Origin of the sequence: Enterococcus sp. NBRC 3427 (assembly GCF_007996925.1) — a bacterium.
In the GTDB taxonomy this organism is placed as follows: domain Bacteria; phylum Bacillota; class Bacilli; order Lactobacillales; family Enterococcaceae; genus Enterococcus_B; species Enterococcus_B lactis.
Window position 1 is genome coordinate 1 of the sequence record NZ_BJLL01000014.1, and the last position, 16,175, is coordinate 16,175.

Annotated in this window: 13 protein-coding genes; 4 read left to right on the forward strand and 9 right to left on the reverse strand. The window is 38.9% G+C overall.

Going from position 1 to position 16,175, the window contains the following annotated elements; genetic code table 11:
- Positions 1-32: 32 nt before the first annotated feature.
- The 3 genes from ESP02_RS04975 to ESP02_RS04985 all read right to left on the reverse strand — a co-directional run bounded on the left by ESP02_RS04975 (position 33) and on the right by ESP02_RS04985 (position 3,104).
- Positions 33-2,105 (reverse strand): DNA topoisomerase III, encoded by a 2,073-nt coding sequence (locus tag ESP02_RS04975; RefSeq protein WP_073994822.1) that lies wholly within the window; start codon positions 2,103-2,105, stop codon positions 33-35.
- Entirely contained in the window at positions 2,038-2,415 is a 378-nt protein-coding gene (locus ESP02_RS04980; RefSeq protein WP_002312065.1) for a DUF1033 family protein, read from the reverse strand. Before ESP02_RS04980 ends, ESP02_RS04975 begins: the two co-directional genes overlap by 68 nt.
- Positions 2,416-2,543: 128 nt before the next feature.
- Positions 2,544-3,104 (reverse strand): TetR/AcrR family transcriptional regulator, encoded by a 561-nt coding sequence (locus tag ESP02_RS04985; RefSeq protein WP_002325115.1) that lies wholly within the window; start codon positions 3,102-3,104, stop codon positions 2,544-2,546.
- A 149-nt stretch (positions 3,105-3,253) separates the two neighbouring features.
- Here ESP02_RS04985 and ESP02_RS04990 point away from each other — a divergent pair, with 149 nt between their 5' ends.
- Positions 3,254-4,546 (forward strand): multidrug efflux MFS transporter, encoded by a 1,293-nt coding sequence (locus tag ESP02_RS04990; protein WP_002329559.1) that lies wholly within the window; start codon positions 3,254-3,256, stop codon positions 4,544-4,546.
- A 59-nt stretch (positions 4,547-4,605) separates the two neighbouring features.
- On the opposite strand, the gene ESP02_RS04995 is transcribed toward ESP02_RS04990, so the two are convergent.
- From ESP02_RS04995 to ESP02_RS05010, 4 genes are all read right to left on the reverse strand, one after another.
- Complete coding sequence (locus tag ESP02_RS04995; RefSeq protein WP_038398449.1) at positions 4,606-5,724, reverse strand: aminotransferase; 1,119 nt, start codon at positions 5,722-5,724, stop codon at positions 4,606-4,608.
- A 13-nt stretch (positions 5,725-5,737) separates the two neighbouring features.
- A complete protein-coding gene (gene arcD / locus ESP02_RS05000; RefSeq protein WP_025478547.1) occupies positions 5,738-7,159 on the reverse strand; it encodes an arginine-ornithine antiporter in 1,422 nt (473 codons plus the stop codon).
- Between the two features lie 244 nt (positions 7,160-7,403).
- Entirely contained in the window at positions 7,404-8,525 is a 1,122-nt protein-coding gene (gene mnmA / locus ESP02_RS05005) for a tRNA 2-thiouridine(34) synthase MnmA (RefSeq protein WP_002313365.1), read from the reverse strand.
- 206 nt (positions 8,526-8,731) lie between these two features.
- Complete coding sequence (locus ESP02_RS05010) at positions 8,732-9,349, reverse strand: hypothetical protein (protein ID WP_002374996.1); 618 nt, start codon at positions 9,347-9,349, stop codon at positions 8,732-8,734.
- 1,867 nt (positions 9,350-11,216) lie between these two features.
- Between ESP02_RS05010 and ESP02_RS13440 the strand changes: the two genes are divergently transcribed.
- Complete coding sequence (locus tag ESP02_RS13440) at positions 11,217-12,464, forward strand: YiiX/YebB-like N1pC/P60 family cysteine hydrolase (RefSeq protein ID WP_002374991.1); 1,248 nt, start codon at positions 11,217-11,219, stop codon at positions 12,462-12,464.
- A 37-nt stretch (positions 12,465-12,501) separates the two neighbouring features.
- Positions 12,502-12,927: a hypothetical protein gene (locus ESP02_RS13445; protein WP_002374989.1), complete on the forward strand. Its 426-nt coding sequence runs from the start codon at positions 12,502-12,504 to the stop codon at positions 12,925-12,927.
- Between the two features lie 269 nt (positions 12,928-13,196).
- Here the strand turns inward: ESP02_RS13445 and ESP02_RS05040 are convergent, their stop codons facing one another.
- Both ESP02_RS05040 and ESP02_RS05045 read right to left on the reverse strand, forming a co-directional pair.
- The gene (locus ESP02_RS05040) at positions 13,197-13,784 is read right to left on the reverse strand and encodes a metallophosphoesterase family protein (protein ID WP_002329566.1); all 588 of its coding nucleotides are present in this window, start codon (positions 13,782-13,784) and stop codon (positions 13,197-13,199) included.
- Positions 13,785-13,914: 130 nt separating this feature from the next.
- Entirely contained in the window at positions 13,915-15,192 is a 1,278-nt protein-coding gene (locus tag ESP02_RS05045; RefSeq protein WP_038398448.1) for an MFS transporter, read from the reverse strand.
- Between the two features lie 190 nt (positions 15,193-15,382).
- Here ESP02_RS05045 and ESP02_RS05050 point away from each other — a divergent pair, with 190 nt between their 5' ends.
- On the forward strand, positions 15,383-16,165 hold the full coding sequence (locus ESP02_RS05050; protein ID WP_002374983.1) for a hypothetical protein: 783 nt from the start codon (positions 15,383-15,385) through the stop codon (positions 16,163-16,165).
- Positions 16,166-16,175: the final 10 nt, after the last annotated feature.

Here is a 16,175-nt window from a genome sequence, read left to right on the forward strand (position 1 = left end):
CCCACTTCTGTCACAACCTCTTCCACATCTTCTTACTTTTTCATTGCCGCTTTTAGTGCTGCTGCTAATGGGCTTTCTTCTGGTTCTTCTGCCTGTGCATATTTTTTCAGCAAGCGACGTTCTTCATGTTTGGTCATTTTCTTCTTCTGCTCTTTTTTATCAAGCATTTTTTCTGTCGTTCCGTCGTATTTACAACGGAAATAAGCACCATTTTTGCCTTCGATGATTTCCATTTTCCGGTGACATTGTGGGCAGCGATGGTTGGAGACTTTTGGATCTTTTCTTCTGCGGTAGCTGCAATCTGAATTGGTGCAGACATAAATTTTGCCGTCTCGTGTGTTTTTCTCACGCAGATTGGCCCCACATTCTGGACATTTCTTTTGGGTGATCGAGAAATCTTGATATTCTTGTTTGCTTGATTTGATTTCATTCACCAAGCGTTTTGTTTCTTTTTCGATCCCATTCAAGAAGGTTCCTGCTTGTTTCTTTCCTGCAGCAATAGCTTCAAGGTCTTTTTCCCAGCTTTCTGTCAGATCCGGTGTCACTAAAGATGGGTTGACTAATACTAATAATTGTTTACCTTTAGGGGATACTTGCAGTCCTTGAGGGGTACGTTCCATCAGCTCTGATTTGATCAGTTTCTCAATGATCTCTGCACGAGTAGCCGGGGTTCCCAGACTGTATTTTTCCATTTGTCCAAGCAAGCTTGCTTCTGTCAACGGTTTAGGCGGTGCAGACAATTCTTTTTTGATGGTGAAATCAGGATTGATCCGCATTCCTTTTTCCCATTTGACTGTTTCCGTTTCAGATTCCGTTTCGCCTTTCCACCCTGCTTGGACGACACGATTTTGTCGGAAAATGAATTGTTCTTTACCAAATTCAACCGTGACTTTTGTCTGACTGACTTTGTGTGGTTGAGCAAACAAGCCTAAGAAACGAGAGACGATCATCTGATAGATTTTTTGCTCTTCATTACTTAGTTTTTCATAACGTGCTCGGTTTTCAGTTGGCAAAAGCGCATGGTGATCGGTCACTTTATTGTCTTGGAATACTTTTGTCTGTTGGACGATGGCTCCGTTTTTCAAATACTGCTTGACCTCAGGAGCAAAGTCGCTGACTGCTTGCAGTCGTTCTTTCATCGTACTTTTCATGTCGTTTGTCAGATATTTGCTGTCTGTACGCGGATAAGTAACGATTTTATGGGTCTCATATAAACTTTGTACAAGACTTAATGTTTTCTTTGCAGAATAGCCATAGCGTTGATTGGCTTCTCTTTGGATCTCTGTTAAATCATAAGGTAGCGGCGCAGATTCCGTTTTTAATTTTTCTTGGATATCTGTGACAGTTCCTTTGCTTGTACTGATCAATTGAACAAGTTTTTGTGCTTCTTCTTGTGTTTTTAAAGCAAATTGATTTTTTTGAACCATTTTGGCTTGTTCTTTTCCAGCGTGCAACGTGATCGTAAAATACGTTTGTGGACGGAACTGTTCGATTTTCTTTTCTTGATCTCTCACTAATGCTAGTGTCGGTGTCTGCACACGGCCTGCTGATAAATTGTCCGCATACTTCACAGTTAAGGCTCTGGTCACATTCAATCCTACCAACCAGTCCGCTTTTGCCCGGGCAAGAGCAGATTCATACAATGCATCATATTCTTTTGCAGGTCTTAGTTGCTTGAATCCTGTTTTGATTGCTTTATCTGTTTGAGAAGAGATCCATAACCGCTTCACTGGTTTATTGAAATGCACATACTCTAAGATCCAGCGAGCAACAAGTTCTCCTTCCCTTCCGGCATCTGTCGCAATGACTGCTTCTGAGACATCTTTTCGTTGAGCCAGCTGCTTGATTGCTTTTAATTGATGTCCTGTTTTAGGAAGTGGTTTGATTCCTAGTTTTTTAGGGATCATCGGCAACGTGTCCATTTGCCAGCTCTGCCATTCCTTATTCAGATCTTCCGGCATTTTCAATCCTAATAAATGACCAAGGGCCCAAGTAACGATCACCTTGGGTCCTTCATAATAATTTTTGTGCTTTTGATTAGCACCAAGCACCTTGCTTAGGTCTTTCGCAACGCTTGGTTTTTCCGCTAGAATTAGTTGTTTCATAAAATTCCTTTCTGCTTTCTACTGTGATGGGCTGATGATTTTTCAACAACGCAAGTCCCTTGTATTGCTGTAAATCATCGTCACACTCTTCACACCAGCGCTCATCTCCGTCATTCCAAAAGGCGCTGAGAAAGTTGCTTTTTGCATTGATATATTCATAATTTTGATGGATCGCGATCCATTGTTTTTCGTACGCTTGTCGTGCTTCTTCAAAAGACTCGAATGTTTCTTCTGCTTCAATATCTTCTTCCCAGTCTTCAAAGAACCACCAAGGCTCATTGTCCCCGAACATGGTAATTACTTGATACATACTCGTGCTCCTTCTTTCAGCTTTTCTAGACTCATCTTAGTCACTTTTCAAGAAAGTTGCAAGAATTTTCTCTTATAAAAGGATCATTTAATGAACATCTTGAAAATGATATAAATGAATCTGATTGTTTAAGGCAAAGTAGCGATAAAGTCATTGATCATCCAAAAATAGCTGTCCTCTGGATCGATTGTCGGTTCTTTTGTAAAGTATCCTAAAAAACGCAAGGAAAGATAGCCGTGGATCATACTACGTAATTCTCTGCTTCGGTGGACTTTTTCTTCTTTCGTTAATTGAAAAGCCTCAAAGATCTGCAAAATGATCTGGTTCGTTTCATGGATTCCCTCTAATAAAACTGCTTCATTGGTGTGGGGCACACTGATCAGCAACTCATACACTGCTTGATTCGAAAAAGCAAAGGATCGATAAGTTTCTGCATAGATCTGCAGTGCTTCTTGTCCACTTTTTCCCACAAGAGCCCGACGCAGCTGGTCATTAAGTTCCTGCAGAAGTTTTGCTGTTAACGCTGTTTTGACATCACGAATATTTTTGAAATGGTTATACAGCGAGGGAGCCTTGATATCCAAGCGTTTTGCTAAATGCTGAAAGGTTATTTGCTGAACATCCATCTCTTCTGCTAGTTCTCGAAAGCAGTCGATGATTTTCTCTTGAGACAGATTTCTTTTTTTCATTTCCATGTTTCCTCTCATAAAATAAATCCTTCACTCTTTCAGTTTACCACGAAAAAGAAAGAGAAAAAAGAGACTTTCATTGATAAACTACATATTGTAGTTTATAATAAAGAACTGTAGATGAAAATTTTCAGAAAGAAGGAGTCTAATTGGCTGCAAGAATAAAGGAAAAATTATTTAGGAAAAGAGAAACTTGGGAACAAAACTTGTTTGTCTTATGGTTTGGAACATTTATGGCTGGTATCGGATTTAGTTTAGTCATGCCTTTTATGTCACTTTACATAGATACGTTAGGTAATTATAGTACGGCACAATTGAACTTTTGGAGCGGATTGACTTTTTCATCTACTTTCTTGGTGACTACGCTGATCTCTCCTTGGTGGGGGAAATTAGCCGACCAAAAAGGAAGAAAATTGATGCTGCTGCGTGCTTCATTAGGAATGGCAATCGTCATTTCTTTGATGGGTTGCGTGACTAGTGTGTATCAATTAGTCGCATTGCGTCTGCTTCAAGGGATTTTTTCTGGTTATATCAGTAATGCCACTGCCCTTGTCGCAACTGGGACGCCAAAAGAAAAAAGTGGTCAAGTTCTTGGGACCTTAGCAACTGGTTCTGTTACAGGAACATTACTTGGACCGCTTCTTGGTGGGATCTCTGCTTCAGCGTTTGGCTATCGCCCTACCTTTTTCATTACAGGGATCATCTTATTTTTCGTCTTCTTGCTGAGTCTGTTTTTCGTCCATGAAAAATTTGTCCCAGTGAAAAAAGAAAACATGGTTTCTGCCAAACAGATTTTCAAAGACTTGAAATATCCACACGTCGTCATCGGTATGTTCGTCACAACGATGATCATCCAAGCATCCAACAATTCTATCAGCCCAATCATCAGTCTGTACATTCGTCAATTGCTGCATGGACATGGGAATGTTACATTGATCAGCGGAATCATCGCTTCGATACCTGGAATTGCTACTTTGATAGCCGCTCCAAGATTTGGTCGCTTAGGTGACAAGATTGGGAGTGAAAGAATACTTGCGATTGGTTTGGGTTTTGCGATTTTGGTTTATATCCCAATGGCATTCGTCACGAATGTTTGGCAATTAGCTGCCTTACGTTTTTTGATTGGTATCTCTGATGCTTGTCTGCTCCCTGCTGTCCAAGCATTGATCACAAAATATTCGCCTCATCAAGCTGCTGGACGGATCTTCAGTTATAACCAATCTTTCCAAGCAACTGGTAACGTAGTAGGACCTATGATTGGCTCCAGTGTTTCCAGTGCATTTGGTTATCGTGGCGTTTTTCTTTCAACTTCTCTTCTTGTTTTGGTCAACTTCTTGCTTGTACGACACAATACACAAGAGATCCATCAGCAAGAAACTGCAGAAGAAAAAGCTTCAGGAGTCTCCATATCTTCAGAGCACTCTCCTTCTCATAGACAATAAGCGTAACTGAAAAACACTGCTTGAACAGTTGTCACAGACTGTCCTTGCAGTGTTTTTGTTTAGTCCTGTTTTTTCAAGAATTCAGATAAGAGGGATAATCCCTTTTCCAAGGTTTCTTTTTTACAACAGTAACCTAGTCGGGCATGCTTTGGTAAATCAAAGGCACTTCCTGGTACTAATAGTACTCCTGTTTCTTCTAATAAATTGATACAAAATGTCTGATCATCTTCTTCGATGGTTAATTTGATGAAAGAAGTAGAGACGTAATTGGGAGCGACAAGTTCAACTTTCGGTTCATTTGCTACCCATTGTTTTAAAATAGCAAGGTTCTCTGTAATGATCTTTTTGTTTCGCTCCAAGATTTTTTCTTTATTCTTCAATGCATGTACAGCAAGATCATCTGACAGGACTCCGCCGCAAATCATCGTGTAGTCTCGATATTTTCGAAAAACCTCTGCCAATTCAGGTCCAGTAGCTGTCCAGCCAATACGGATACCTGGAATGGAGTAGGTTTTGGATAGGGAATTGGTTGCTATACCTTTCTCATAGACATCTACGATCGACAAGAATTCACCATTATCCGTTAAAGGCGCATATACTTCATCTATCAATACATATGCATCTACTGTACGAGCAATTTCTGCGATTTTTTCTAAAGTTTTCCGATTTAGCAATGTGCCTGTAGGATTGTTTGCACTATTCAAACAGATGATTTTTGTTTCAGGTTTGACTAAAGCTTCCAGCTGTTCTAAATCAAACTGCCAATCTGCTTCTTCCTTCAAATGAACAAAGTCAACAGTGGCACCTAAAGATTTGGGGATGTCATATAATTGCTGATAAGTAGGAAGCATCGAAACAACATGGTCTCCTGCTTCCACTAACGCGTATAGAGCTAAAAGATTAGCACCAGTCGCTCCGTTCGTTTGTAAGATGTTTTCTGGATCGACGGTTTGATAAAGAGAAGCGACTTCTTGTTTGAACGCATCTGATCCTTCAATCCAGCCATAGTCCAATGGTTCATTTTTGCGTTTTTCGAAAAACTCACTTACGTTGGTCCCGTCTAAGCCAACGAGTTCGTCTAATGTCAATGCTTCGATCGAACTTTGTGCAATATCATATACCGCTTTCTTTTCCCATTTATTTAGCCATTCTTCTACACCGAAATTTGCGATTTCCATGTTTCTTTCCCCCTTATATCTTGATCCAGCCTACAGCAAGCAACCCGATTGAAAGCAGCGCGGCCACACAAATCAGCCCAATCATTACTTTTTCTTTTCCCGTAATTTGATGGTTGTTTTCCCGACAAGCAATCCAGTAGAAGCAAAAACCAGGAAGATAGGCAATACTACATAAAAGGACATAAGAAAATCCTGCTAAAGTGATTCCCATCAATTCAAAAACTACAGCAATCCCACCGATCATTACTTGTTTTTTGACTCCTTCTTTTAAAGAAAATTGGACTTGATAGATCCCGACAAGCAGATAACAAATCAAGATTGCTGCTGTACATAAAGAATAGGCAAATTGATAGGCATAATCAGTAACTAAGAAAGTCAATAAGAACAGATTAGTCAAGATGGCAGTAACAACTAACGAATAAGTTGGGGCATTTTTTTTATTCGTTTTTCCCCAAGCTTTCGGCAACAGACCGTCTCGAGCCATCAACATCGTTGTTTCTGCTGGGAGCATCGTCCAAGACAGCCAAGAACCGATGATCGAAATGATCAAGCCGATATTGATCAGTGCCGCTCCCCAATTTCCCACGATTCCTTTTAAAATATTTGCCATAGCAGGTTGTGAAATAGTTGCTAACTCTTCTTGAGATAAGACACCGTATGGCAAGATCGAAGCAAGGATATAGATAAACAATAAGCAAAGCAGCCCAATGATGGATGCTTGCTGGGCTTCTGAACGTTTCTTCGCGCGGTTAGCTAAAACACTTGCACCTTCGATCCCTACAAAGACCCACATCATGACCATCAAACAACCTTTGATCTGCAACCAGATCGTTCCTTGCTGTCCTGATCCATTCACTAGATTATCAGATACGTTGCCCCAAAAATCAGTAGTGAATATATTCACTTTAAATGCGATAAATACAAATATTAAAAATAGGAATAATGGCACTAATTTACAGATCGTCACGCTCGTATTGATCACGCTCGCTCCTTCGATCCCATTGTTTACTAATAAAGTCAGACCCCAAATAAAAAGACTTGCAAATAAAATAGAAGGAACATTTTGTCCCCCTTTGAATATCGGAAAAAATTCTCCCATGGCACTCATTAGCATCGTCGCAAAAGCAACATTTCCTAGCCACGCAGACAACCAATATCCCCAGCCACTAATGAAGCCACCTAACTTACCAAATGAAGCTTCTGCATACCCAAAAATCCCGCCATCCAGATCTGGGCGTTTTTCTCCTAAATGATTCAGCGATAATACCAAAGCTAAAATACCAATCCCGACGATTATCCATGAAAGGATTGCTGGCCCAGGGGCTGCAGAACTAGCCAAATCACTCGTGATTCCAAACACACCGCTTCCGATTGACGAACTGACAACGAGAGCAACCAGTCCCCACTTACTAATACCTGTCGATTTCTTTTCCATTTCCATCACCTTCACTTATAAAATTGAACAAACAACCTGCAAAATATTTCCTTTATTTTGCAACTGCTCTTGCTTACCAAAAAGCAACTTTATTCATATTATTGGATATTATGGACTGTTTTCACTGAAATTACAAGTATAAAATGAATAAAAATTAATTTTATTGCAAAAAAACAGCTATGCTGTCCAAAAGAAAAGGGGTTTCTTTTGTTAGCCATAGCTGTTTTGATTCATTTCATATCGCTTAAACGTATTGTAAAACTTTTGTTTCTTGGTATGCGTGGTCGATCAAACCGCCACCTAGACATTCCATTCCGTCATAAAATACAACTGCTTGTCCAGGAGTGATGGCACGTACAGGTTCGTCGAATACGACTTCTGCACGGTTATCATCCAATAAGCGAACTGTCACAGGAACATCTTGTTGACGGTAACGGAATTTCGCTGTGCACTTGAATTCTTTTGGCATTGGTTCATTCGTCGTAAAGTGGATTTCACTTGCATCCAAGCTTGTGGCGTACAGTGCAGGATGGTGGAACCCTTGACCCACGTATAATGTGTTCGTCGCTAAATCTTTCCCTACGACAAACCAAGGTTCTTGCGAATCTCCTCCGCCACCGATTCCTAGGCCTTGACGTTGACCGATCGTATAGTACATCAAGCCAGCATGTTGCCCTTTGACTTCACCGTCAAGAGTGACCATATTTCCTTTTTTCGCTGGTAGGTAGTTGCTCAAAAATTGTTTGAAGTTCTTTTCACCAATAAAGCAGATTCCTGTTGAATCTTTTTTCTTAGCAGTCGCAAGGCCTGCGCGTTCAGCAATTGCCCGCACTTCTGATTTTTCCATACCGCCTAGAGGGAACATCGTTTTTGAAAGCTGTTCTTGTGATAATTGACTAAGGAAGTAAGTTTGATCTTTATTGTTGTCTACTCCGCGAAGCATATGGACCACACCGTTTTCATCGCGAGTGACTTGCGCATAATGTCCAGTAGCTACATAATCAGCACCAAGATCCATTGCATAGTCCAAGAATGCTTTGAATTTGATTTCTTTGTTACACATCACGTCTGGGTTAGGTGTACGTCCTGCGCGGTATTCGGCTAGGAAATATTCAAATACACGGTCCCAATATTCTTTTTCGAAATTCACAGAATAATAAGGAATCCCGATTTGAGCAGCTACTTTCGCTACATCCTTATAATCTTCCGTGGCCGTACATACGCCGTTTTCGTCCGTATCATCCCAATTTTTCATGAAGATTCCGATCACGTCGTATCCTTGTTCCTTTAATAAAAGTGCTGTTACAGATGAGTCGACACCGCCGCTCATCCCTACGACAACGCGTGTTTGGCTGTTGTCTGTCATGATATCACCATCATTTCAATTAGATTCTGAAACATCTACGAGTTGAAGGTCGCAACTTTTCAGTATTTTACATTATACGTCATATTTCTGAAAATTTCATCCCTTAATTATCAGCGTTCGAATACATAACATATTATAGGGGAAAAACAGCGCTATCTTCATACTCCAGTGATTCTCATGATCAAAAGAGGAACGGCAGTTTCGATTCATAAGAAAAACAAAAGAACAATATTGTAATAAGTAGCAAATAGATAATTCATCCCTAACAGTAGCCACTTCATTCGATTATCTTCAAGTTTTGTAGAGAAATAGAGACCCATCAAGCCAGAAATCATCATGAAAAGCAACAAAGGGATAACAAGCCAAGATTTAATAGTATTTGAATGGAAAGCCAACAAGTAATGGATCCCAATAAGCGAACTGATCGATATCAGCATCGGTAGACCTAGACCGAACAGGTAGAATGTTTTTTTCTTTTTTTGATAGTCTAATGTTACGACTGCTCCAAAATACAACACACATACTAACAACAACTCCCACCTAGGTAAACTTATCCACCCGATGATCCACCCAATGATGTAAACAAGCCCTACTCCGCAAGTCAAAAGAAAATGGAGAGCAATCACTAGCCATTTTACTTTTATAGAATCCATTCTTCTTGTAAAAGCTAGACTGATACCACTTAAAATCCAACATGAATACTGGACGATCAGAAATCCTATCACTTCATGACGAATATACAAATGACTGCTGAGCAAAATCATACAGAAGAATAACAGAACCACCGATACCCGCTTACTTTTCTTACTTTCTATTGATAACATTCAACTCGCTCCTTTTTAATTGTTTGCTTCGTTGCTGACTTCAAAAAGTTTGAAACAAAATAAATAGAAATTGGAAAACATTAAAATATGTAGCAAATAGATAATTGATGACTAACAACAGCCATCTTAACTTCGCAGATTTGATCTTTGTCGAAAAATAAAGACCTGCTAAGCCAGGGAAGGATATGAAAATCATTAAAGCTGCACTTTGAAGACTATTTCCGTAATAGAAATGAACCATCCCTAGACACCAGCCAGACAGTAACATAGATATACATAACCCGACCAAATTGATATTTAGTTTCATTTTTTCTCCTTTTGATTTTAATCCTCTTTTTCTTACAACAGAAACGTTCCGCCATTTTTCTACCAACCAAAAATGATCCAGTTAAAGATACATATCAAATTCGATACTATAACAATCGCTTTTAAACATTTAGAATTGATTTTTGTTGAAAAAACCAGGCTTAACCCACCAAATAACCAAATACAAAACATTATTCGTATACGGGTCCCATCGTCGTTATAATTTATTGAAGGGAAAAAAATAGTCAAAGCTATACAAAGCACTAGCAGACTTATTGAAATGTTCGTACATGTCTTACTTTTTAGTGATAACATTCACACATCTCCTTTCCGATTGATACATGGCTATCTTAATAAATGACCATAAAATTGCATCATAGTAAGATGGGTAGCTATTAGATAATTTAGTATTATCAGGAACCATCTCATTCTTACAGACTTGACTTTTGTAGAAAAATATAGTCCTGTTAATCCTGGAAAAATCATTATAAGTAACATATATACTCATTGAGGGCTATTTCCGTAATAGAAATGAGCTATTCCGAGACACCAGCCAGACAGTAACATAGATCCACATAAACCGATCAAATTGACATTTAATTTCATTTATTTCCCCTCAGTTTCGTTTTTTATTGAAACAACAAACTAAAACAGAACAATTTACATAGCATAAATCACCCAACTATAAATACCAATCAAATCAAGTAGGATAACTAGCTTTTTTAACCTTTTAGAATTGATTTTTGTCGAAAAAACCAAACTCAAACCGCCAGTACTCCAACAACAAAATATTATGGACACTAAGAACTGAAGATTATTTTCTATAGAAGGATGAAAATAAAAACTAGCTGAAATGAAACAAATTGACAACAAAATTATTGAAATGATCGTACACGTCTTACTTTTTAGTGGTAACATTTACACATCTCCTTTCTAATTGATTGATACTTGTCTATCTTCAAAAAAACTCTAAACAAAAATCTCACAATTTGTTATTTAAAAATAAATAAATAAAAAATATAATAACACAGTAAAATAAATAGATATACAAATCAACACGTCTGTTCAATACTCATCCCTACCAAGAAATTGTATCTTCTGTAGACTATCTAACCCCAAATAAAATATAACACCTTTGATTTTATTCGTAAAAATCCTAAGTTAAACGATAATTATTCCATTAAAGATAACAGTTCTCAATTATCGATATAGCTGATTTTACTCTTTGGTGTTATGTGCAATATACGCCTATATTAAATAACTGATATATTTTATTTTTAAGCTATCATCACACTGATTCATATGTTATTATTCTAGCATAAAACAAGGAGGGATTACATTGAAATCAAAAATTAAATTGTTTCTGACTACCTGTTTACTCGCCGTCGCATTTGCCATCCCAATCACTACTGTACATGCTGATACAGATACCCAGCAGATATTGTAGGAGTATTATGAAGAATTCAAAAATGAATACGCTTCCTTTAATCAGACATTTGAAGAATTCACCTCGAATTATTACAACCAACCATTCAATTCCGCGGTTTCCGAAGAAGGCCAATTGCGTGACTACCTAAACACCGTCAATGAGCACTATATTCGTAAAGAAGCCGAACAATTATCCAAAGACCCGCCTCTCTGGTCATTCAATATCGGAAATGCTTTGGAGAATATCACTTTTGAAAAAGTATCGACTTATCATAAATATGATCTGATGAATATCGTTCAACCAGGAGATATCATTTTCGAACGGAAAAGGGCTGGAATCACTCCAGTATTTCTTCATCATGTGATGATCGTAGAAGGTATCTATGAAGAAACTCATCTCATCAACGGAAAACCAGAGACATTCAAATATATCCGAACTATCGAAGCAACTGATTATAGTCCTATACTTGAAACAAAAGCTGGAGGCGTTGTTTACGGTGTCTTGGATGATGAGCGTTTCGATTATACTGATTCAACTATTTTAAGAGTTCCAGAAGCGACACCAGCACAAAGAAAAGCAGCCATCTCATTTATGCATGGACAATTAGGTAAACAGTATGATATCTGGTTCGAGATAAGAGAAAGGGATCGCTCATCCACTAGAAATGAATGGTATTGCTCTTATCTAATTTGGGCTGCTTATATGAACGCAACACCTGATGGGAGAATCGATGAACTAACTAATAAAAATGATCCTAGTTTCCAAGGTATTGATTTAGAAAGAACAGACTTTATTAATGGAATGGGTGTAACTCCAAATGACATAAAAAAATCCGATAAAGTCGAAAAGATCAATCCTTTTTTCCTAAATTATAAAGATTACGCAGAAAACATACGCTGGTCGAGTACCGGCACTCCTATAGATGGCGAAGATTTCATTTTTAGCCGCAGTTCCAACTCATACACCTTAAGGAATGATTATCATTTCATCGCCACGGACAAAAATAACGGGAGACCTTATGCAAGTACACGTCTTACTTTCGGGCGCAATCATTCTGGAACGATCGTCGTAGAATTCGATATGTTCACCCGTTTTCTTTTAACAGACGAAGCAAGAGCCAAATTTTCTGACAGGAATATCCCGCTTATTCCAGAGACGATTGAAGATCATGATGTTCCGAACCATGTGATGAACTGGATCAATACCTATACCCAATGTTCGTTGGAGATCGTTTATTCTAACAATATCTCTACTGACAACAATCACTTAAGATATAATCCTTCTTTTACAAAAAATTACGAAGAAAAAACATCCAGTCAATCCTTATCAGATCAACCAAGTCGTCCATACACCGCCTGCCTTCACTCAGCAAAGATTTGACTATACAGAGAACCTCAGTATCTATGACAAATACGAAATGACGCGACCGAATCCTTTCAATGCAGATGTTTCTTATAATCGAGCTACACCAAACTGGTATTATTTTTACAATAATTATCATGCGTTGATAAAATTAGAGAATGGTACCTATCGCCACGCCTCTTATCTAAGGATCCATGGTTCATTCACAACTGCTGCTTCTGTCAGGAATGGTTATGGCTTCAATCATGATTTCACGATGACGGACGAAGCAAAAGCGATTTATGGGAATTATTTCTATCATATCGGTGTGAATCAGTCGGTAGATTATGCGATTGACTGGCTAAACCGATACACAAAAGAAAACACCCTGATCGTCTATTCCACTAATATAGATAATGATGTTAGGAAATTGAATGATGGTACTGCCACGGTCAGAAAAGCAGTTAATGATCAAGGGAAATTCGTGTACTGTATTTTGTAGTTCCTCCTTACAACATATGACTGTATTACTAAAAAATAGGATAAAAAGTCGCGCCAAAAAGGGACGACTTTTTATCCTATTTTTGAAAATCAGGTACTTCAATTCTTTTATAACATGCAGCGAACTGTTTTTCTATTTTGATCCTTATGGCACAGAATTGGGCAGCAGGCTCAAAAGCTTGTATTTGTGGGGACAAGTCCTGCCAAATCAAAAACACGAGAAGCTGTTTTTGGTTGCCTGTTCTTATCACTTGATGCAGGGCAGCTTTTTCACGACCTCTTTGCTTCATATATTTCTTTGATTTGCTGCTCGGATAATGGCGTACCGAATGGCAGTTTTTCTTTTAGAAGGTCTCTTTCTGGTGCGTCTACGCCTACATTGACGACGTTTTCGATGGGTACACTATAATGATGGATATGCCCGTGAAGGTTTCGAATGGTGTCGTTAGGTCCGAGTAACATTGGATAATGCGTCAAGTAATATTGCTGATGGTCGAACTTCACGATAGCACCTACGTCATAAAAATAAAATTTGGGACTGCCATCAGAAAGTCCAGGATCGTTTTTTTCTAAATAACGGAAGAACGCACGACTGTCATGATTCCCTTTGATCAAGTGGATCGTTCCTTGCAGTTGACTGACTAATTCTAAGATTTCTGCATTTGCTTTTTCATATTGCGGATGCATGGCAAGATCACCTAGATGATAGACGTGATCCGTTTCTTTTACTACTGCATTCCAGCTAGTGATCAACTGTTGGTTCATCTCATCTACATTTGCAAAGAGTCGCGGAGCAAAGTCATTTTCTCCTAGTAAACGCTCATGAAAAAAGTGCATATCACTCGTAAAATAATTCATGTTTCTCCTGCCTCCCTTTTCCTTAGAGTAAACAAAATTGCTGATCGGAGCAACTCATAACATCTAAAAAAGGCTGTGAAAAAACCACTTGATTTCAAGTAGGAAGAAAATTTTTATCACCGCTCCTTTTCTATTCGTTTTTTTGTTCACGGTGTTCTTTCACCAGTTTTTTCTGTAATTCTTTATCATAATTTCGAGCAACGGGTGTCAAAAATAAAACGATCCCACATAAAAGCGTACCAATTCCCGCAATCAGAAACATCTTTTCTACACCAATCTTATCTGTCAAGGGGCCCGCAAATATTAAGCCAATCGGCCCTGGCAAAGTCATTAATGAGTTGAATACACCTAAGACTCGTCCTAAAACGTTCGGTTCATAACTCTGTTGGATGATCGCCATCAGTAAGGTATTGAAATAAGGTGTGGCAAAACCTGCCCCGGCATTCAGTAAAAGAAAATAAAAGAATCCCTGTGTTGTCCCCGGCAACAATCCACTAGCACCAATCGTGGTACCTACGACTACATAAGCCATGAAAATCGGCTTCATCCGGTCTTTCCATTTACCAAAAAAGCCAATAACTGCTCCACCTGCAAGCATCCCTACTGAATAGACTACTTCGACAAGACCTGCCTGTCCTACATTTTGACCAAAATACCCCATCGTCATCAACGGATACAGACTGGCAGCCGGCATAAACAATAACGTGAACACAGCACCGTTGAGCATGATATGCCAGAGACCTTTATTCTCGTACAATTTTTTCACACCAAATTTTGTATCTGTCAACAAATGAATGGTTTCGCCTTGCGAAATAACCTTAGGGATCGTCACAAAAACAAGTAATCCTACACCGAATACCGCGCCTAGCACATCAAGCAAAATCAGCCAGTTGATAGGTATTACTGTAAATAAAAACGCACCTATTGCAGGCGCAATGATAAAATTCGCTGACTGGACCATGCCTAGCTGTCCATTGATACGTGTCAGCTCTTCTTCTGGGACCATCGTAGGAAGGATCGATTGGATCGTCGGCATCTGGAAAGTTTGAGCAATTGCACGAATGAACAACGATACAAACACTAGCCACAACGGAAATGTTTCAGAAATCGTACCGACTACTACCAAGACCATCGCAAACAATGCGACAATGATATCTGTCAAAATCAACAATCGCTTTTTGTCCCAACGATCCACCAACGGACCAGCAAACGGACTCAGCAAAACCATTGGGATCATACCTAATAACGTAGCAAAGCTCAAGATCGTTGCTGAACCTGTTTCTTTCGTCAGATACCAAATGATTGCATATTGCACGATCATACTCGTGATTCCAGATAAAAACTGACCTGTCAAAAACAAGTTGATATTTTTACGCCAATGTAACACCGGCTCCTTTTCTTCTCCCATATCCTTCCCCCACTTCCTCTAAGACTTATCGTCCTTACGTAGCTAGAATTATACTTGATTATTTCCTTGAAACCTAGCTGTTTGTTCAAATACCATCGTTATATATTTTCAGTTTTGTTAAAAAAGTAAAATTAGCAGAAAAAAATCAGCAATCATGCTAAACTAAGAAAAAACTAGGAGGGCATCAGTCATGAAAATCAACTTTCAGACCACTCTTACCCCTGAAGAAATCAAAATCGTACTTGAACAGGCACAAGGTACGATCTGGATCAGCCGCAAACTACCTAAGCTTCCAGAAAATGCTTTTTATCTCTTTTATAATCAAAAGGTGTGTACAGCAATTGGGAAAACGGTGCAACCAGAAACAATCGATACCGTCATCATGATCCAACTTCCTTGGGATATAGAAGCCGATTATATGATCTACATGCTCACCGAACAAGCAGAAAAAGCTGGTCTTACAATAGCCAAAGAACCATTTACTTCGATTCCTGAAACTGCTAGAAAGAAAATGACAGAACACCAAGAGAAGATTGCTGCTATACTAAGTACATTTGGTTATCCAATCGATTCTTCCATGCCATCTGCCGCTGAAGATACGAAGAAAAAACCAGCAAAAGCTCGTCATCGCTGGTCAAAAGAAGTCAGTGATATTCCTTTTACCGTCGATTTCAGGGGAAGTCAAGCAACGCTTTACTGGATCAAACGAAATGAATTGCTGATCAAAGCAGGCGCGACGCTCGTCAAAGATCCTCCTTTAAATAAAGACGGCTCATTAGGTTATGCTGCTAAATATGGGCAAAAGCTACGAGATGATTATAAAGACAAGATTTCAGGTATAACCACGATCGAAGATATCATTGTAAAAAGTGTGAATGAGGCAAGCTTGCTGTTGTACTTTGCCGGAACAAATAGTTGGTTGGAAATAGTGGATGAACATGGAAAATCAATTGATGAGTGGACGAGAGTCTGATTTACAGCAG

What these genes read in the sequence shown, in the direction of transcription:
- mnmA (WP_002313365.1), bottom strand. Translation starts at nt 8,525, where the DNA reads ATGACAGACAACAGCCAAACACGCGTTGTCGTAGGGATGAGCGGCGGT.
- ESP02_RS05045 (WP_038398448.1), bottom strand. Translation starts at nt 15,192, where the DNA reads ATGGGAGAAGAAAAGGAGCCGGTGTTACATTGGCGTAAAAATATCAAC.
- ESP02_RS04980 (WP_002312065.1), bottom strand. Translation starts at nt 2,415, where the DNA reads ATGTATCAAGTAATTACCATGTTCGGGGACAATGAGCCTTGGTGGTTC.
- ESP02_RS13445 (WP_002374989.1), top strand. Translation starts at nt 12,502, where the DNA reads ATGACGCGACCGAATCCTTTCAATGCAGATGTTTCTTATAATCGAGCT.
- ESP02_RS04975 (WP_073994822.1), bottom strand. Translation starts at nt 2,105, where the DNA reads ATGAAACAACTAATTCTAGCGGAAAAACCAAGCGTTGCGAAAGACCTA.
- ESP02_RS05050 (WP_002374983.1), top strand. Translation starts at nt 15,383, where the DNA reads ATGAAAATCAACTTTCAGACCACTCTTACCCCTGAAGAAATCAAAATC.
- ESP02_RS05010 (WP_002374996.1), bottom strand. Translation starts at nt 9,349, where the DNA reads ATGTTATCAATAGAAAGTAAGAAAAGTAAGCGGGTATCGGTGGTTCTG.
- arcD (WP_025478547.1), bottom strand. Translation starts at nt 7,159, where the DNA reads ATGGAAAAGAAATCGACAGGTATTAGTAAGTGGGGACTGGTTGCTCTC.
- ESP02_RS05040 (WP_002329566.1), bottom strand. Translation starts at nt 13,784, where the DNA reads ATGAATTATTTTACGAGTGATATGCACTTTTTTCATGAGCGTTTACTA.
- ESP02_RS04995 (WP_038398449.1), bottom strand. Translation starts at nt 5,724, where the DNA reads ATGGAAATCGCAAATTTCGGTGTAGAAGAATGGCTAAATAAATGGGAA.
- ESP02_RS04985 (WP_002325115.1), bottom strand. Translation starts at nt 3,104, where the DNA reads ATGAAAAAAAGAAATCTGTCTCAAGAGAAAATCATCGACTGCTTTCGA.